Genomic DNA, 17,818 nt, shown 5'->3' with positions numbered 1-17,818 from the left:
GGATAGACGGTGAGGGTGAAACCAACTCTAATTAGCTTAGTGGCGAACTGACTGCTTCGTTGAGAGTCGAAGCGGGTAACTTTTCGCCTTCCCCTGTTTCGTAAAGGACGCCCATGTCGCTTTTCAAGATCGCCTCCGTGGCCGCCATCGCCCTGACCCTGGGTGCGTGCCAGAGTTTGTTCCAGCCCAACTATCGGGCGCCGCTGGAAACTACCCGCGACGCATCGGAACAGTTGAAACCAGGCTGTGCCAACCCTGAATGCCCGTTGGTGAATATCGATACGCTGCGTTTCCCCGATGAGCCTGCACTTGACGGCATCATCGAAAAACGCCTGCTGCAAATGACCCGCACCTCGCCTGACGCCCCTGTAGCGCCAACGCTGGCGGCGTATCGCGAGCAGTTTTTGAGCAGCGCAGGCCCGCGCTACAGCAGCTACCTGCAAGCCAAGGTACGTGAGCAGCATGACGGCTTGGTGATCGTTGAATTGTCCAGCTACCTGGACACCGGCGGTGCCCATGGCACGCCGGGCCGCGGTTTCATCAACTATTCACGTCAACAGCATAAAGTGCTGACCCTCTCGGACATGTTGATCCCGGGGCAGGAAGAGGCATTCTGGAAAGCCGCCCAAGTGGCGCACAACAGCTGGCTGATCAGCACCAAGCTCGATCAGGAACCGGAGTTCGTGAAAAGCTGGCCCTTCGTGAAAACCCAGAATGTGGCGCTGACCTACGGCGGGGTGATCCTCAAGTACGAAGTGAGCACCCTTGCGCCTTACGCATTGGGCCACGTCGAACTGAAGATCCCCTACCCGCGCCTGAACGGTATTCTCAAGCCTGAGCTGTTTCCCGGCCGTAGCTGAAGGCTCGACCGAGCAGCAGTTGCAGCAGCCCTGCCAGTACCAGCGACGGCAGGGTTGCGCCGATGTCCGGATAGAGATTGGCCAGCAAGTGATAGGTGCTCACCCCACCTAACCAGGCGAGCAACGCCGGCCAGCGCAATGCAGCTGACGCTACCTGGCCACTGCGCTTGCGCAAGATGAAGTGATCCACCAGCACCACGCCGAACAGCGGCGCAAACACCGAGCCGATCAATAGCAGAAAGTTCTGGTACTGGGCCAATGGCGCCAGGCAGGCGATCAGCGTGCAGATGACGCCGATGGCCAAGGCCAGATGCTCGACTTTCAAGCGCAACAGAATCCCGCTGGACACCGCCGCCGAGTGAATATCGGCAAAGGCATTTTCCGACTCATCCAGCAAAATCAGCAGCAATGGAATCCCCAGTCCTGCACCGGCCAATGCCAGCAACAAGGCATTCACTTCGCCGCTCGGCGCGAACGCCAGGGTGTAGGCCACGCCTAGGCTCATCAGCCAGAAGTTACCGAAAAAGAAGCCCAGCGCCGTACCGCCGAAGACATTCTTCGCACGCTTGCCGAACCGCGAATAATCGGCAATCAGCGGCAGCCAGGACAGCGGCATGGCGATCGCAATGTCGAAGCCCACGGCAAACGGCATCGAACCATCACCGGCCTGCGCCCACAATGCGGCCAGATCGGCTTTGGCGAACAGGTTCCAGGTCAGCCAGATACACGCGGCCAGCAGCAGCCAGATACCCCACTTGCGCAGGATCTTGCGCACGAAGGTCAGTGGCCCGCTGACGGCCAGCAAAGTCGCCAAACCACCGAAGAAAACTGTCCAAAGCAGCGGATTCGACAGCAGGCTGCCTTCGCTGAAAGCGCGGGCGCCGAGCAGGCTGGCAGCGTCGCGCATCACGATGATTTCGAACGAACCCCAACCGATCAGTTGCAACAGGTTCAACACCGCCGGAAGGCTCGCGCCATGACGGCCCAGGCTGAGTTTGAGTGCCGCCATCGACGACAGGCCGGTGTCGCTGCCGATCACACCGACAGCGGCCAGCAACAGAACGCCGACCAGCGTGCCGAGAAAAATCGCCAGCAACGAGCCTGACAGGCCCAAGCCTGGTGCGAGCAAAGCACCGGTCTGCAACACCATCAGGCCGATGCCAAGGGAAAACCACAGGGAAAACAGATCACGGCCGCCGAAGACACGTTTGTCGATCGGCACCGCGGTATCCGGGGAGTAAGTGCTGGGTTGGATGCTCAAGGGTGTTATCTCAGAGGGATAAGTGTATCAGTGGGATTTTTGGTGCCTGATCCGACGCTTTCGCGAGCAAGCCCGCTCCCACATTTGATCCCGGTCGTACACAAAATTTGTGTTTACAGGTGATCCAATGTGGGAGCGGGCTTGCTCGCGAAGACGGCAGCACAGGCACCGTCAATCACAGGTCAAATCAAACCTTCTTGTACAACTGACTGCCTTCCTGCTTGAACCGCTCGGCCTGTTCGGCCAAGCCCTGGGCGATTTCCGCATCGACGGTTTCGATCCGCTGGTTGGCCGCGTATTCACGGACTTCCTGGGTGATCTTCATCGAACAGAATTTCGGCCCGCACATGGAGCAGAAGTGCGCGACCTTGGCCGAATCCTTCGGCAGGGTTTCGTCGTGATACGAACGCGCGGTGTCCGGGTCCAGGCCCAGGTTGAACTGGTCTTCCCAACGGAATTCGAAACGCGCCTTGCTCAAGGCGTTGTCGCGAATTTGCGCCCCCGGATGCCCTTTCGCCAAGTCGGCAGCGTGGGCCGCGATCTTGTAGGTGATGATCCCGGTCTTCACGTCATCCTTGTTCGGCAGGCCCAAGTGCTCCTTCGGCGTCACGTAGCAAAGCATCGCGCAACCGAACCAGCCGATCATCGCCGCACCGATACCCGAAGTGATGTGGTCGTAGCCCGGCGCGATATCGGTGGTCAGCGGGCCGAGGGTGTAGAACGGCGCCTCGTCGCAGCACTCGAGCTGCTTGTCCATGTTCTCTTTGATCAACTGCATCGGCACGTGGCCCGGGCCTTCGATCATGGTTTGTACGTCATGCTTCCAGGCGATTTTGGTCAGCTCGCCGAGGGTTTCCAGCTCACCGAATTGTGCGGCGTCGTTGGCGTCGGCAATCGAGCCCGGACGCAGGCCATCGCCCAGGGAGAAGCTGACGTCGTAGGCCTTCATGATTTCGCAAATCTCTTCGAAATGCGTGTAAGCGAAGTTCTCTTTATGGTGCGCCAGGCACCACTTGGCCATGATCGAACCGCCACGGGAAACAATACCGGTCACGCGTTTGGCGGTCAGCGGCACGTAGCGCAGCAACACGCCAGCGTGGATGGTGAAGTAGTCGACACCCTGTTCGGCCTGTTCGATCAGCGTGTCGCGGAACAGCTCCCAGGTCAGGTCTTCAGCGGCGCCGCCGACTTTCTCCAGGGCCTGGTAGATCGGCACGGTACCGATCGGTACCGGCGAGTTACGGATGATCCACTCGCGGGTTTCGTGAATGTGCTTACCGGTGGACAAGTCCATGATGTTGTCCGCGCCCCAGCGAATGCCCCAGGTCAGTTTCGCCACTTCTTCTTCGATGGACGAACCCAGTGCGCTGTTGCCGATGTTGCCGTTGATCTTCACCAGGAAGTTACGGCCGATGATCATCGGTTCCAGTTCGGTGTGGTTGATGTTGGCGGGAATGATCGCGCGACCACGGGCAATCTCTTCACGGACAAATTCGGGGGTGATGATTTTCGGCACGCTGGCGCCGAAGCTGTGACCGGCGTGTTGCTGGTCCAGCAAACCTGCGGCGCGGGCCACTTCCAGCTTCATGTTTTCGCGGATGGCAACGTATTCCATCTCGGGCGTGATGATACCTTTGCGAGCGTAGTGCATCTGGGTGACGTTGCCACCGGCCTTGGCGCGGCGCGGGTTGTTCACGTGAGCGAAGCGCAGCTTGGTCAGCTCCGGATCCGCGAGGCGTTCCCTGCCGAAGTTCGAGCTCAAACCCGGCAGACGCTCAGTGTCGCCACGGGCTTCGATCCAAGGCGAACGCACGTCAGCGAGGCCTTTGCGCACGTCGATGATGACGTTGGGATCGGTATAGGGGCCCGAGGTGTCATACACCACCACCGGCGCGTTGATTTCGCCGCCGAAGTCGGTCGGGGTCACGTCCAGGCTGATTTCGCGCATCGGCACGAGGATGTCGGGGCGAGAGCCCTGGACATAGATTTTTTGCGAGCGGGTAAACGGCTGAACCGATTGCTGATCGACCTTGGCCGAGTCACTCAGATTGGTTTCGATTTTTGATTTTGTAGTCATCACGGGCTCTCCAGACACACATCCAGGCAGTGGATTTTTGTCGGAGCGAACCTGTAAACGAATGGACGCACGTGCGCTGGGAAAACCAGCTGTGCTGTGCTCGGTGCTCGAGGGGTGTTCGATTGTCGAACAACATCCCGGACGAAGCACAAGAGGACTCGTCGGGTGACGAGAAATCTTGTTCCCTACGCAGGCGTTAACCTGATCAGGTTCAACGGGATCCGAAATTATTCGATCTCAGCCTCATAGCAAGGCACCCCGACAAGAACCCGGCCAGTCTAGACACAACCGGCAAAGAACGCCAACTCCGCAGCAAACACCATGATGAATGGCGCAATTGCAGGATTGTTGCCATGCCTGCGTGCAACTACACTCGCTACGCCATGCCGCGCCTTGACGCTGCAGGGCGCCGCGCCGTAGCCTTGGCGCTCAAATTATCAGCGTAATTTTTTAGGGATGGCCTCATGCTGCGCAAACTCTCACTGGCCCTTGCCGTGTCTTGTGCGTCCAATGGAATGGCCTGGGCAGCAGAAGCGCCCTTATCGACCAAGACTGACCTGGTCAGCGTCTATCAGGAAGCGGTGGACAACAACGCCGACCTCGCCGCCGCCCGCGCCCAATATGGCGCCCAGAAGGAAGTCGTGCCCCAGGCTCGCGCTGGCCTGTTGCCCAACCTGTCTGCCGGTGCCGACCTGAACAACACCCGCACCTCGCTCGACCAGCCATCGCTGACCTCGACCCGCAGCGGCACGGTGTATCAGGCGACTCTCGCGCAACCGATTTTCCGCGCCGATCGCTGGTTCCAGTTACAGGCCGCCAAGGACGTTAACGAACAGGCAGCCTTGCAACTTTCGGCCACTGAACAGAACCTGATTCTGCAAAGTGCCGAAAGTTACTTCAACGTGCTGCGCAGCCAGGACACTTTGGCCTCGACCAAGGCCGAAGAAGCGGCATTCAAGCGTCAACTCGACCAGTCCAACGAGCGCTTCGACGTCGGTCTGTCGGACAAGACCGACGTGCTGCAATCCCAAGCCAGTTACGACACCGCGCGGGCCAACCGGATTCTTGCTCAGCGCCAGGTGGATGACGCGTTCGAAGCGCTGATCACCCTGACCAACCGTCAGTACAACTCGATTCAGGGCATTGTCCACACCTTGCCGATCCTGCCGCCGGCACCGAACGATGCCAAAGCCTGGGTCGACACCGCCGCCAAGCAGAACCTGAATTTGCTGGCCAGCAACTACGCGGTGAGCGCCGCCGAGGAAACCCTCAAGCAGCGCAAGGCCGGGCATGCGCCCACCCTGGATGCGGTCGCGCAATACAAGAAAGGTGACAACGACGCCCTCGGCTTTACCAACCCGAACCCGAACGGCGTGCGTTACGGCGGCGATGTCGAGCAGCGCACGGTTGGCCTGCAATTGAGCATCCCGCTCTACAGCGGCGGGCTGACCAGCTCCCAGGTGCGTGAGTCCTATTCGCTGCTGACTCAGACCGAACAACAACGCGAAGCGCTGCGTCGTCAGGTCGTGGAAAACACCCGCAATCTGCACCGCGCCGTGAACACCGACGTCGAGCAGGTGCAGGCCCGCCGGCAGTCGATCATCTCCAACCAGAGCGCGGTGGAAGCGACCGAAATCGGTTATCAGGTGGGAACGCGCAACATCGTTGACGTGCTCGATGCCCAGCGTCAGCTGTACACCTCGGTGCGCAACTACAACAACACCCGCTACGACTACATCCTCGACAACCTGCGCTTGAAGCAGGCCGCCGGCACGTTGAACCCGGGGGATTTGCAGGACCTGACGCGTTACCTCAAACCCGACTACAACCCGGACAAGGACTTCCTGCCACCGGATCTGGCCAAGGCTGCGGCGGAGCAATTACGGGCTAATCCCGCCCAATAAAAGAAAACTCTGTGGCGAGGGAGCTTGCTCCCGCTGGGCTGCGAAGCGGCCCCAAACCCTGAGCATGCGGTCTGTCTGGTAGACCACATCGGCTGATTCCACGACTGCTTCGCAGCCGAGCGGGAGCAAGCTCCCTCGCCACAAAGGAGCAGTGACAAATTCAGGACTTGTCGATCAACCTGCCCACCCCATCCAGCAACCGCTGCAACGCCCCCTGATTGGTGCGCATCACTTTCAGCCCCGCCTCCGCCATCCGCTGCGCATCGCTCGGCAATTCGAACAGTCGCTGCACCGCCAGCGCCAGACCTTCGGCATCATCGACCTCGGCCAACGCCCCGGCGCTACGCAACTGCGTGGCGATTTCGAGGAAGTTGAACAGGTGCGGCCCGCTGAGCACCGGTTTGGCAAGGGCCGCCGGTTCCAGCAGGTTATGACCGCCGTTGGGCACCAGGCTGCCACCGACGAACGCGCTGTCGGCCAACGCATAGAGAAACAGCAACTCGCCCATGGTGTCGCCCAACAGCACCGAAGTACTGGCGGTAACCGGCTCGCCCGTCGAACGCCGCACCGTGGCGAATCCCTGCTGCCGGCACAATTCGAACACCGGGTTGAAACGCTCCGGATGGCGCGGCACCAGAATCAGCAGCGCATCAGGATGATTGGCCAACAGCCGACGATGGGCTGCCAGCACCACGTCGTCTTCACCTTCATGGGTACTCGCGGCGATCCATACCGGGCGATCCTGCGCCTGCCACTGCGCACGCAACTCAGCGGCACGCTGCAGCAGTCGTGGGTCGATGGTCAGGTCGAACTTGATCGAACCGGTCACTTCGACGGTTTCCGGGCGCGCGCCCAAATCCCGGAAGCGCTGCGCCTCGGCTTCGGTCTGCACCGCGAACAGGCTCATCTCGGCGAGCATCGGCCCAGTCAGTTTATGGAAGCGGCCATAGCCTTTGGCTGAGCGCTCGGACAGTCGCGCATTGGCCAGCGCCACGGGAATCCCGCGCTTGGCGCATTGGTGGATATGGTTGGGCCAGAGTTCGGTTTCCATGATCACCGCCAGTTTCGGCCGGGCCCGATCTAGGAATCGCTTGGCGGCGCAGGGCAAGTCATAAGGCAAATAGCAGTGCTGAATGCGCGGCTCGTTGGCGAACAATGCCTGGATCCGCTCGGACCCGGTCGGGGTCATGCAGGTGACGGTGATCGGCAGCGTCGGATACCGTTGCAGCAAGGCGCGGATCATCGGCGCGGCGGCGATGCTTTCGCCCACCGACACCGCATGCACCCAGATACCGCCCGGCTTCATCGCCGGTAGCGCGAGGGAGAACCGTTCGCCAATGCGCTTGGCGTACGCCGGCGCCTTGCGCGCCCGCAGCCAAAGCCGAATCGCTACCAATGGCAGCCCCAGGTAAAACAGCGCGGTGTAGAGAGTTCTATTCATGGCGGCGGAGTTTATCGGTTTTTTAGCCGATCGCCTGCAAGTGCACGGCAAAACGTTCCGCCAGCCAACGGGCCGCCGGGCCGAGGGGCTCATCGCGACGCCAGACCAGTTCGACAATCAAGGCCGGCGGCGTCCATTCGCTGGCCAGTTCGACCATCTGATTCTGATACGCCGGGTACTGCACCACATGTCGCGGCAACCAGGCCCAACCAAGACCGCGCATGACCCATTCAGCCATCACATAGAAACTGTCGGCGCGCCAGACCTGCGGGCTGGCCGGCTCACTACCGGGATAGACGCTGGATTGCGTGGACATCAGCAACTGTCGATGCTGCGCCATTTGCTGGCAATCGACCTGCGCCTGCTGCGCCATGGGATGCCCGACGCCGCACACCGTAACCATTTCGACGCTACCCAGCACCCGCCGCTCGAGGGCTTCGGGTATTTGCTCATGATAAAACAGCAAGCCCAGATCGGCCCGGCGCTCCACCAATTTGCGCGCGACATCCCCCTGGGCGGCGCTGGTCAGCTGAACTTCGAGGCTGGGAAACTTTTCTGCCAGGGCCTCGAAGCTTTCAACCACTGCTTGATAGGGCATCGCCTCATCCTGAGCCACCCGCAGACTCGCTTCCTGGCCGCGCATCATCGCCAGCGCCCGGCCATTGAGGCGCTCGCATTGGCGCAGTACTTCCCGCGCCTCCTCAAGCAGGGCGGTGCCGGCTTCGGTGAGTTTCGGCTGACGACCACTACTGCGATCGAACAGGCTGACGCCCAGGTCCTCTTCCAGCAGCGCAATCGAACTGCTGACCGCCGACTGCGCCTTGCGCTGATCCCGCGCCACCGCGGAGAACGAACGCTGTTCCGCGACACTGACAAACAAGCGCAGCTGTTCCAGATTCCATTGCATGTTCATGGCTCAACCCATCTCCAGATCAGATAGGTAATGACTTTACCGCATCTGGCGAATCTCTAGAATGCCGACCTCAGAGAGCAACACTTCATACGAGGATTGACCCATGACCGCTTACTACTACCTGGCCATCGCCATCTGCGCCGAAGTGATCGCCACCGTTTCGATGAAAGCGGTCAAAGGTATCAGCACGCCACTGCCGCTGCTGCTGGTCATCGTCGGTTATGGCATTGCTTTCTGGATGCTGACCCTGGTGGTGCGCAGTGTTCCGGTGGGCGTGGCCTACGCGGTATGGGCCGGCATGGGCATCGTGATGGTCAGCGTTGCGGCGCTGTTTATCTACGGGCAGAAGCTCGATGTGCCGGCAATGCTGGGGATGGCGCTCATCGTATTGGGTGTCGTAGTCATCCAGCTCTTCTCCAAAACCGCCGGGCATTAAAACCCGAAGTGCGATCCATTGTGGGAGCGGGCTTGCTCGCGAAGAGGGGCTGTCAGTCGACTTCTATGTTGCCTGACACACCGCTTTCGCGAGCAAGCCCGCTCCCACAGGTTTTGCATCCATCCGATTGATCACCAACAATCCCCTTTTCTTCGAGTCTGTATACTGCGCCCTCGTCTTGAACACTGAGGTCGCTGCATGCCATCCGTTATTTCCACCGACGTTCTGATTGTCGGCGCTGGTGTCGCCGGCCTCTGGCTGAATGCGCGCCTGCGCCGCCAGGGCTTTTCGACCGTGCTGGTGGAAAGCGCCAGCCTCGGTGGCGGGCAGAGCGTGAAGTCCCAAGGGATCATCCACGGCGGCGCCAAGTACGCGTTGCACGGCGCCCTGACCGGCGCCTCGGAAGCCATTGCCGACATGCCGCGTCGCTGGCGTGAAGCGTTGGCCGGCGACGGTGAACTGGACCTGTCCGGCGTGCGTCTGCTGTCCGACGCCCATTACCTCTGGTCCCCCGGCACCCTCGCCGGCAACCTCACCAGTTTCTTTGCCAGCAAAGCCGTGCGCGGGCGGGTCGATCAGGTCAAGGGCGAACAATTGCCGCCAGCCCTGCAAGACAAGCGTTTCAAGGGCAAGGTCTATCGCCTGGCGGAATTGGTGGTTGACGTGCCAAGCCTGATCCAGCGCCTGGCCGATTTGGCCGGTGACGGTCTACTGGCCGGTCAGCACATCGAACCGCTGCTGGAAAACGGCGAACTGGTCGGCTTGAAAGTCGACGAACGCGAGATTCGCGCCCAGCGCATCGTTCTCAGCGCCGGTGCCGGCACCGCCGACCTGCTCACGGCGCTGGGCCTGAGCCAACCGGCCATGCAGCGCCGTCCCCTGCACATGATCATCGTCAAAGGCCCGGGCCTCAAACCGCTGTACGCCCATTGCCTGGGCGGCGGGCCGAAGCCGCGCATTACCGTGACTACCCACCCGGCCGTCGATGGTCAATGGGTCTGGTATCTGGGAGGCGATATCGCCGAAGCCGAAGGCGTGGCCCGCGATCCTGCGGCGCAAATCGCCACGGCGAAAAAAGAACTCGGCAACCTGCTGCCGTGGATCGACTTGAGCACCGCGCAGTGGGCGACCTTGCGGGTCGAGCGCGCCGAGCCGCTGCAATCAGGCCTGACCCGCCCGGACAATGCCTTCCTCGCCGAGCAGGATCGTCTGCTGGTGGGTTGGCCGACCAAACTGGCCCTGGCGCCGGACTTCGCTGACCGCGTCCTCGCCGCACTGCAACGCGACGGCATCCAGCCGAGCCATCCGGCGCCGCTGCCGGAACTGCCAAAACCGCCGATGGGCGTCCCTGCCTGGGAGCAACTGCTGCCATGAGCCAACCGACCCTGCACGATCTGCATCGCCCTTTGGGCAGCACCGGCCTGCTGGTTTCGCCCCTGGGCCTGGGCACGGTGAAACTTGGCCGCGATCAAGGAGTGAAGTATCCCAACGGTTTCCAGATCCCCGGCGATGACGAAGCGCGCATGCTGCTCAAACTCGCGCGCGACCTGGGCATCAACCTGATCGACACCGCGCCGGCCTATGGCCGCAGCGAAGAGCGTCTTGGCCCGTTGCTGCGGGGTCAACGTCAGGACTGGGTGATCGTCAGCAAGGTTGGCGAAGAATTTGCCGACGGCCAGTCGCACCACGACTTCAGCGCCGCCCATACGCGCCTCTCGGTGGAACGCAGCCTGCAACGCCTGGAAACGGATGTTATCGATCTGGTACTGGTGCACTCCGACGGCAACGACCTGGCAATCCTCAATGGCAGCGAGGTCTATGCGACCCTCTCCGAGCTCAAGCGCGAAGGCAAGATTCGCGGTTTCGGTTTTTCCGGTAAAACCGTCGAAGGCGGCTTGAAGGCTCTGGAACAAGGTGATTGCGCGATGGTCACCTACAATCTGAACGAACAGAACGAGAAGCCAGTCATTGACTATGCTGCTGCTCACGGCAAAGCGATCCTGGTCAAAAAAGCCCTGGCCAGCGGCCACGTTTGCTTGAGCCCTGGCGTGGACCCGGTGCGCGCCAGCTTCGAGTTGTTGTTTGAACACCCGGGTGTGGCCAGTGCTATTGTCGGGACCATCAATCCGCTGCACCTCGCCCACAACGTCGCGACCGTTGCGCAGGTCCTTCGTAGCCATTGATGCCGCCCACGCGGCCTTAAGCAGGAGCCGACATGCCGCGTACGCTGATAAGAAAGAACCCGAGCAACTTCAAGACCTTGCCGTTATTCGTCGAAGCGACACCCGAAGGCCTGAGTTACCAGAGCGTCGGGATGCCGTTGAATTTCTCCCAGACTTTGCAGCGCCGCCGTCCGGTAACGGTGCCCGACAGCGAACGGTTTGCCCTGGAGCTGGCGAACCTCGGGGTTTCGGTGCGCCTGACCCTGCATTGGCAGAATCGCGATTACTGGGTATTGGTGCGTCAGCGTCGGCAGGACCGAGGCGATGTGGTGCTCAAGCTGATCTCGGGTTATGTGCCGGCCCATGAACTGAACCTGCCGCTGCACACGGCAACCCAGGAAATTGCCGAAGAGTGCCTTCTGGAAACCCCGGAAGGCTGGCTCAGCGGGCGTTTCAACGACACCTGGCTGCCCGCGCCCTACTCGTCCGCCCTGCATTACCGCGAAGCCCTGCCGTTTCGCCTGACACCGCTGTCCGGTTCGGCGCGGCCGGTGCGCTGCGCCAACATGCCGCTGATCGAGCGTCCTCGGGCCTACGTGCATTTGCCGACCGCGTCGCTGCAATTGATCTACGACTTGCGCCTGGATGTGCCCAAGGAAGCCAAGTCCCTAAGCCTGTTTCATGTCGACGAACGACTGGAAGGCGATCAACTGGTGGCCCGGCTCGATCGCAAACGTCCCGATTTGTATCTGATGCCACTGCAGGACGGCCAGCCGATGGCCGAGCTGTATACCCTGAAAAAAGATCAGCTGTACCCGGCGAGTACCCGCGGGCTATATCTGGCAGAGAGTTTTGCCCGACAGGAAGGATGGCTGGTGAAGGATGAGCGGATTCGCTGGAAAGACTGGGTGCGCCAACAGGGTTTGAGCCCGCCGGGGAAGGATTCCGGTTTAGCCCGCTTGCATGGAAAAGCAAAGCAGCTGCTGAAAAGAATCGTGCCGCGCAAGAAGGTCAGCTCTTAAAAGCAAAAGATCGCAGCCTCGTTTCACTCGACAGCTCCTACATTAAAATGCGATTCCCTGTAGGAGCTGTCGAGTGAAGCGAGGCTGCGATCTTTTTTGGTGTTACTCGAATTTGCGGATCTTCTCGACAATCGCCGTGGTCGAGCTGTTTTCTACCAGCCCCAGCACTTTCACAGTCCCGCCGTAAGCAGTGACGATGTCTGCGCCAACCACCTGGTCGATCCCGTAATCGCCGCCCTTGACCAACACATCCGGCTTGACCTCGCGCAGCAGGTTTTCCGGGGTGCCTTCAGCGAAGCTGATTACCCAGTCCACTGCGCCCAGACCGGCCAGTACAGCCATGCGACGGTCGACGCTGTTGATCGGCCGACCCGGCCCTTTCAACCGGCTCACCGACGCATCGTCGTTGACCGCCACGATCAGACGATCGCCTTGGGCACGCGCCTGTTCGAGGTAGGTCACGTGGCCGGCATGCAGGATGTCGAAGCAGCCATTGGTGAACACAATCTTCTCGTTGTGTGCACGTGCGTCGTCGACTGCCAGCAACAGCTGCTCCAGCCCCAACACACCACGCTCGGAACCTTCTTCACGCTGGATCGCACGACGCAATTCCGGGGCACTGATGGCCGCGGTACCGAGCTTGCCGACCACGATGCCTGCCGCCAGGTTGGCCAGGGCCACCGCGTGAGGCAGTTCTTCGCCAGCGGCGATCGCTGCCGCCAGGGTAGAAATCACCGTGTCACCGGCGCCGGTCACGTCGAACACTTCGCGGGCACGGGCCGGCAGGTGCAACGCCGGATGATCCGGGCGCAGCAAGGTCATGCCGTGCTCGCCACGGGTCACCAGCAAGGCGCCGAGGTCGAGGTCGTGCATCAGCTGCGCGCCCTTGCTCACCAGCTCGTGTTCATCGGCGCAACCACCGACGATGGTTTCGAATTCGCTGAGGTTCGGGGTGATCAGGCTCGCGCCGCGGTAGATCGAGAAATCCTTGCCCTTGGGATCGGCCAACACCGGAATCCCACGGGCACGGGCAGCCTGGATCAGCACCTGATGGTTTTTCAGCGCGCCTTTGCCGTAGTCGGACAGCACCAGCACCTTGATGCCTTCGAGCAATTCGTCGACTTGCTCGCCCAGCGCCAAGGCGTCGGTAGAGAAAGGTTCTTCGAAGTCGATACGCAGCAATTGCTGGTGACGGCTCATCACCCGCAGCTTGACGATGGTCGGCTGGTGGGCGATGCGCTGGAACAACGCCCGCACACCGGCGCCCTTGAGGCTATTGACCAGACTGTCGGCAGCCTCGTCGTCGCCGGTCACGCCGACCAGCGAGGCCGGCGCACCGAGCGCGGCAATGTTCAGGGCAACGTTGGCGGCACCGCCCGGGCGGTCCTCGATTTGCTCGACTTTGACTACCGGTACCGGTGCCTCAGGGGAAATCCGTGAGGTACCACCATGCCAGTAACGGTCGAGCATGACATCACCGACCACCAGGACAGGGGCCTGATCGAATCGTGGCATGGATAACTTCATGGAAACTCCAGGGGCAATAAAAGCGTCGCGGATAATAACATAGCGAAAGAATGCGGCCGCACGCGAGCAAACAGGCTCAGCGGCGGTCATCCTGTGGAGGGGCATCCAACGGACGCACCCAGAAAAGTTCGTGTCGGCGCACCGCTTTGCGGAAGAACTCGTCTTCACCTGTGCGGGGCCAGCGACGCCCGGCCAACAACCGCTGAATCACCCGGCGCAGACGTTTTTTGAGCGGTGGACGGCCCTGCAAGTCGTGCTGCATGCCCAAGGCCATGGCTTTGTCCATGCGGGTTGGCGCGTCCAGTAACGGGCTCCATAGCCCATCGGCCGGTAACGGCTCGATGGTAGGCGGCAGGGCAATGCCATAACACGCCGGGCCCATTGGCCAGCGATCGTTGTCGTGCAGGTGATTGGCATAGAGCAGCAGGGTACGCGGGCGCCAGGTACTGAGTTCAATCGCGTCCATCAAGGCGCGCGTGCTGGCGACATGATCGCTGTGAGGATCCAGTTCGGGATGGGGCGTCAGCACCGCGTCGGGACGGTGATGTTCAAGCAGACGCGCCAGATCAGCCACCAGGTTGCGCCAATGGGGCTGACCGTCGACGTCACCCGGCAGGCTCAAGGCATTGTGCCGACGCACGTCGCGTATATCGCTCTCCCCCGACTCCAGGGAACCGAAGCTTTGCTCCGGCTGCTGCGCCATCGCATTCAGCTGCAAGCAGTAGTAGCCCAATTGCACACATTGCTGTTGCGCCACCCCGCCCCACAGCGGCACTGCCAGGCTATCCCAACTGCGCAGGCGCCCCTTCAGACGGGCGGCCTGAGCGGTGTCGAGACCCATATCGCGATAGTTTTCGGCCTCAATCTCGCCTTGGGTCAGTGTGACAATAGCCACCTCCGACGCCCGGCTATAGAGACCGAAAGCCGCCAGTTCAGCATCATCGGCATGGGGGGCGATGATGAGCAGGCGCTGCTGAGCAAAATCCGGATTATTCAGGGCGTGCAAAGTTGCCTGTGGCGCCAGGCTGCAAAAGCGTCCACGTAAGGTCAGGGTCCCGGCAGCCAGCGCCGAACCTTGCCCGGACAGATTGAGAAAACGCTCTCCCGCGACACCGCGCTCCAGATCCTGACGGTCGTCACCGATCCATACCTGGGGATCAAGAAAGCGCCCTAGCCAATGGCTCTTGACCCGCACCTGCAAAACCAGGGTTTGCGCCACGCCAAAGTCCCCCGCCACCTGCAAGACACCATTGGCCAGGGTGATGGGGAATTGCGGCGTACCCGCCGGGAAGTCATAGCGATAATCGTCGCTCGGGGCATAGAACAGATGGTCGGCGAACCAGGCCTCATGGGCGATCCAGCCCAGCAGCAAGAACAGCGGCAACGGCCACCATGCGACAAAAATGCCAAATAGTAATGCAGCCAACAACGCACCGATCAGCACCACACGTTTGCGTTGGCGATGGCGTTTAAGCAATTGTTGCTTGCGTGCGCTCATGACTGCCTGTCCTCGCTCAAACCTGATAGACCGGAACCCGGTGACACCAGCGATCCTTGTATTCGCGATCGGCGCGGCCGAACGAGTAACGCAGCGGCTTGCCCACGGCGCGGGCCTGCTCCCATGCGGCTTGAGTGTTGACGAAGCTGAGTACACTGCCAGGGCTGAACTCGCGGTTTTGCGGGTCGACACCGCCGTTAATGTATTCCAGGCTGACCCACTTGGGCGCCTCGACCCGGTACAGAATCTGGATCGCCACCGGTTCGTCGTTCAGGTAAATCAACGACCCGGTCATGAACTCACGCAACAGGCTGAACACTTCAGAAAGACGCGCCTTGCCCGGTGCTTCAAAGTTCCAGCGGCGCTGGAACAGGTCAGCATAGATGGTGGCCTGTTCGCTGGCGCCCAGCTCCAGCATCGGTCGGATGATGCCACCCGCCTCTTCAAGCAAACGCTGGTCACGACGCTGGTTGTAGCGAAACTTCTTGCTGTAGTCCTCGGGCTCACGAGCCAGCGCCAGGCCTTCAGGTTGCTCAGCGAGACCGGTGATGTTTGGGGCATTGAGCTCGGACACATAACGCGCGCGATGCCGCACACGAACCTGGACGTCTTCGGCAACCGGCAGGATGATCTCGGCATTGCCAAGATCGAGCAGGCCACGTTTGCCTTCACGCTTGAGCACTTCCTTGGACAAAGCCACATGACGGCCCCAGGTCGGCATCGCGGCGCACAACTCACCGTCGACGAACCAGCCCAGATAACGCACCGGGATGCCTACCAGCCCTGCCAGACGCTCAACCACTTCGGGATGAGTCGCCACGCTGCCGCCGAACTGTTGCCAGGCCTGGCTATAAGCCGTTGCATCGATGGGCGCCCAACCGCTTTCTCTCCAGGCTCGCCAGTAACTCAAAATCAAACGTGGGACTCCGTCATCGCCTCGTCGGTGCTTTCGACGAAGTCCTTCTCGTGCAGGCGTGCGTAGTGACCGTTCAACGCCAACAACTCGGCGTGGGTGCCGCGTTCGACGATGCGGCCCTGGTCCATCAACAGGATCAGGTCAGCCTTCTCGATGGTCGACAAGCGGTGAGCGATCACCAGCGTGGTACGGCCCTTCATTACTTGTTCCAGAGCCGCCTGAATGTGGCGCTCGGATTCGGTGTCGAGGGCCGAGGTAGCCTCATCGAGAATCAGCAATGGCGCATTCTTGAGCAGTGCCCGGGCAATCGCCAGACGCTGGCGCTGACCGCCGGAAAGCAGCACACCGTTTTCGCCCACAAGGGTGTCGTAGCCTTGAGGCATTTGCTCGATGAACTCGGCGGCGTAGGCATCTTCGGCTGCCTTGCGCACATCTTCGAACGGTGCGCCGGCGAGGTCGCCGTAGGCAATGTTGTTGGTGACGCTGTCGTTGAACAGGGTGACCTGCTGGGTCACCAGGGCAATGTGACGACGCAGGTTGGTCAGCTTGTATTCCTCGACATCCATACCGTCGAGCAGGATCTGGCCCTTGTCGTGGTGATAGAAACGCGGAATCAGGTTGGCCAAGGTGGATTTGCCGCTGCCTGAACGCCCCACCAAAGCAACCATCTGGCCCTCTTCGGCGGTAAAGGAAATATCGTTGAGCACGAGTTTCTCGGTGCCCGGGTACTGGAAGCTCAGGTTACGCACTTCCAGGCGACCGCTGACGCGCACCATTTCCTTGGTGCCCGTATCGACTTCCGGTTCTTCGTCGAGCTGCTCGAAAATGCTCTCCGCACCGGCCAGTCCTTTCTGGATCGTGGCGCTGACTTCCGACAACTGACGAATCGGCTTGGGCAACAAACCGGCAGCGGTGATGTAAGCAACCAGTTCGCCAGCAGAGGCATCGCCGCGAAGGTAAAGCACCAGATACATCAACACGGCCATGCCGATGTAAATCACCAGTTGCAGCATTGGGGTGTAGATCGATTGGGTGCGGGTCATGCCCAGGCTGCGGTTCATGTTGTCGGCGCTGGCCTTGTGGAAACGCTCGATTTCGTAAGTCTCACCGCCAAAGCTGCGAACCACGCGGTAGCCCTGGATCGTCTCCGAAGCCACATGGGTCACATCGCCCATCGCCACCTGGATTTTCTTGCTTTGCTTGCGAAATTTTTTGCTGGCGCTACTCACCAGAATCGCGATGACCGGCAGGATCGCCAGCAATACCAGGGTCATTTTCCAGTTGCTGTACAGCAGGTAACCGAACAGGAACACCACCGTCAGGCCTTCACGGATCACCACTTTGATCGCATCGGTGGCGGCACCGGTAACCATTGTCACGTTATAGGTAATACGGGAAATCAGGTGCCCGGAGTTGTTGTTGTCGAAGTAGCGGTTAGGCAGGGTCAACAGGTTGTCGAACAAGGCGCAACGCAGGTCGTGGACCACACCACGGGCAACCTTGGCCAGGTAATAGTTACCCAGAAATGAGCCGATACCCTGGTAGACGGCAATCAGCACAATCAATAACGGTACGCCGAGTACCAGCGAGACACCCAGAAACTTGGTGTCATTGGGTTTTTGCAAGGCGTCGAGAAAATGTTTGAGCATATCCGCCAACATCGGCTGGCTAGATGCGAATAGCACGAAGCCGACAATACTGAGGGCGAAAGCGCCCCAGTACGGGAGCACGTATTTCAGCAACCGCAGGTAAATCTTCATGCTTGATTGCTGGTCGGAATTGGCCATTCGGCACGCCTCGT

General features: G+C 60.7%; 14 protein-coding genes and 1 riboswitch. Of the genes, 6 read left to right on the top strand and 8 right to left on the bottom strand.

Annotated features, from left to right (window positions below; genetic code table 11):
* The first annotated feature begins 113 nt into the window (after positions 1–113).
* Positions 114–860 (top strand): RsiV family protein, encoded by a 747-nt coding sequence (locus tag PMI36_RS06100; protein WP_008074663.1) that lies wholly within the window; start codon positions 114–116, stop codon positions 858–860.
* Here PMI36_RS06100 and cytX read toward each other — a convergent pair.
* Complete coding sequence (gene cytX, locus PMI36_RS06105) at positions 829–2,121, bottom strand: putative hydroxymethylpyrimidine transporter CytX (protein WP_008074662.1); 1,293 nt, start codon at positions 2,119–2,121, stop codon at positions 829–831. The genes PMI36_RS06100 and cytX overlap by 32 nt on opposite strands.
* A 187-nt stretch (positions 2,122–2,308) precedes the next feature.
* On the bottom strand, positions 2,309–4,198 hold the full coding sequence (gene thiC, locus PMI36_RS06110; RefSeq protein ID WP_008074661.1) for a phosphomethylpyrimidine synthase ThiC: 1,890 nt from the start codon (positions 4,196–4,198) through the stop codon (positions 2,309–2,311).
* A 165-nt stretch (positions 4,199–4,363) separates the two neighbouring features.
* Positions 4,364–4,469, bottom strand: a riboswitch (TPP riboswitch).
* Between the two features lie 193 nt (positions 4,470–4,662).
* Between thiC and PMI36_RS06115 the strand changes: the two genes are divergently transcribed.
* A complete protein-coding gene (locus PMI36_RS06115; protein ID WP_008074660.1) occupies positions 4,663–6,102 on the top strand; it encodes a TolC family outer membrane protein in 1,440 nt (479 codons plus the stop codon).
* A 160-nt stretch (positions 6,103–6,262) separates the two neighbouring features.
* Here the strand turns inward: PMI36_RS06115 and waaA are convergent, their stop codons facing one another.
* A complete protein-coding gene (gene waaA / locus PMI36_RS06120) occupies positions 6,263–7,543 on the bottom strand; it encodes a lipid IV(A) 3-deoxy-D-manno-octulosonic acid transferase (protein WP_008074659.1) in 1,281 nt (426 codons plus the stop codon).
* Between the two features lie 22 nt (positions 7,544–7,565).
* Positions 7,566–8,456: a LysR family transcriptional regulator gene (locus PMI36_RS06125; protein WP_008074658.1), complete on the bottom strand. Its 891-nt coding sequence runs from the start codon at positions 8,454–8,456 to the stop codon at positions 7,566–7,568.
* 103 nt (positions 8,457–8,559) lie between these two features.
* Here PMI36_RS06125 and PMI36_RS06130 point away from each other — a divergent pair, with 103 nt between their 5' ends.
* The 4 genes from PMI36_RS06130 (at position 8,560) to PMI36_RS06145 (ending at position 12,076) form a co-directional block, all read left to right on the top strand.
* Positions 8,560–8,892: a DMT family transporter gene (locus tag PMI36_RS06130; protein WP_007902582.1), complete on the top strand. Its 333-nt coding sequence runs from the start codon at positions 8,560–8,562 to the stop codon at positions 8,890–8,892.
* A 198-nt stretch (positions 8,893–9,090) separates the two neighbouring features.
* Complete coding sequence (locus PMI36_RS06135; RefSeq protein WP_008074657.1) at positions 9,091–10,266, top strand: NAD(P)/FAD-dependent oxidoreductase; 1,176 nt, start codon at positions 9,091–9,093, stop codon at positions 10,264–10,266.
* Positions 10,263–11,075 carry an aldo/keto reductase gene (locus tag PMI36_RS06140; RefSeq protein WP_008074656.1) on the top strand — a complete coding sequence of 271 codons (813 nt, stop codon included), beginning with the start codon at positions 10,263–10,265 and terminating at the stop codon, positions 11,073–11,075. The genes PMI36_RS06135 and PMI36_RS06140 overlap by 4 nt, the downstream gene beginning before the upstream one ends.
* 32 nt (positions 11,076–11,107) lie before the next feature.
* Positions 11,108–12,076: a hypothetical protein gene (locus tag PMI36_RS06145; protein WP_008074654.1), complete on the top strand. Its 969-nt coding sequence runs from the start codon at positions 11,108–11,110 to the stop codon at positions 12,074–12,076.
* 102 nt (positions 12,077–12,178) lie between these two features.
* Here the strand turns inward: PMI36_RS06145 and hldE are convergent, their stop codons facing one another.
* The 4 genes from hldE to msbA all read right to left on the bottom strand — a co-directional run bounded on the left by hldE (position 12,179) and on the right by msbA (position 17,804).
* Entirely contained in the window at positions 12,179–13,603 is a 1,425-nt protein-coding gene (gene hldE, locus PMI36_RS06150) for a bifunctional D-glycero-beta-D-manno-heptose-7-phosphate kinase/D-glycero-beta-D-manno-heptose 1-phosphate adenylyltransferase HldE (RefSeq protein WP_008074653.1), read from the bottom strand.
* 76 nt (positions 13,604–13,679) lie between these two features.
* A complete protein-coding gene (locus PMI36_RS06155; protein WP_008074650.1) occupies positions 13,680–15,101 on the bottom strand; it encodes a PIG-L deacetylase family protein in 1,422 nt (473 codons plus the stop codon).
* A gap of 16 nt (positions 15,102–15,117) precedes the next feature.
* Positions 15,118–16,014, bottom strand: coding sequence for a GNAT family N-acetyltransferase (locus PMI36_RS06160; RefSeq protein ID WP_032830598.1), 897 nt, complete (start codon positions 16,012–16,014; stop codon positions 15,118–15,120).
* Positions 16,014–17,804 (bottom strand): lipid A export permease/ATP-binding protein MsbA, encoded by a 1,791-nt coding sequence (gene msbA, locus PMI36_RS06165; RefSeq protein WP_008074646.1) that lies wholly within the window; start codon positions 17,802–17,804, stop codon positions 16,014–16,016. The genes PMI36_RS06160 and msbA overlap by 1 nt, the downstream gene beginning before the upstream one ends.
* Between the last annotated feature and the right edge of the window lie 14 nt (positions 17,805–17,818).

Source organism: Pseudomonas sp. GM79 (assembly GCF_000282495.1).
In the GTDB taxonomy this organism is placed as follows: Bacteria; Pseudomonadota; Gammaproteobacteria; order Pseudomonadales; family Pseudomonadaceae; genus Aquipseudomonas.
The sequence above is the reverse complement of the archived record's forward strand: the minus strand, read 5'-3'. Positions and strand labels throughout refer to the sequence as shown.

What these genes read in the sequence shown, in the direction of transcription:
- PMI36_RS06100 (WP_008074663.1), top strand. Translation starts at nt 114, where the DNA reads ATGTCGCTTTTCAAGATCGCCTCCGTGGCCGCCATCGCCCTGACCCTG.
- PMI36_RS06115 (WP_008074660.1), top strand. Translation starts at nt 4,663, where the DNA reads ATGCTGCGCAAACTCTCACTGGCCCTTGCCGTGTCTTGTGCGTCCAAT.
- PMI36_RS06155 (WP_008074650.1), bottom strand. Translation starts at nt 15,101, where the DNA reads ATGAGCGCACGCAAGCAACAATTGCTTAAACGCCATCGCCAACGCAAA.
- PMI36_RS06145 (WP_008074654.1), top strand. Translation starts at nt 11,108, where the DNA reads ATGCCGCGTACGCTGATAAGAAAGAACCCGAGCAACTTCAAGACCTTG.
- hldE (WP_008074653.1), bottom strand. Translation starts at nt 13,603, where the DNA reads ATGAAGTTATCCATGCCACGATTCGATCAGGCCCCTGTCCTGGTGGTC.
- PMI36_RS06130 (WP_007902582.1), top strand. Translation starts at nt 8,560, where the DNA reads ATGACCGCTTACTACTACCTGGCCATCGCCATCTGCGCCGAAGTGATC.
- waaA (WP_008074659.1), bottom strand. Translation starts at nt 7,543, where the DNA reads ATGAATAGAACTCTCTACACCGCGCTGTTTTACCTGGGGCTGCCATTG.
- thiC (WP_008074661.1), bottom strand. Translation starts at nt 4,198, where the DNA reads ATGACTACAAAATCAAAAATCGAAACCAATCTGAGTGACTCGGCCAAG.
- PMI36_RS06140 (WP_008074656.1), top strand. Translation starts at nt 10,263, where the DNA reads ATGAGCCAACCGACCCTGCACGATCTGCATCGCCCTTTGGGCAGCACC.
- msbA (WP_008074646.1), bottom strand. Translation starts at nt 17,804, where the DNA reads ATGGCCAATTCCGACCAGCAATCAAGCATGAAGATTTACCTGCGGTTG.
- PMI36_RS06135 (WP_008074657.1), top strand. Translation starts at nt 9,091, where the DNA reads ATGCCATCCGTTATTTCCACCGACGTTCTGATTGTCGGCGCTGGTGTC.
- PMI36_RS06125 (WP_008074658.1), bottom strand. Translation starts at nt 8,456, where the DNA reads ATGAACATGCAATGGAATCTGGAACAGCTGCGCTTGTTTGTCAGTGTC.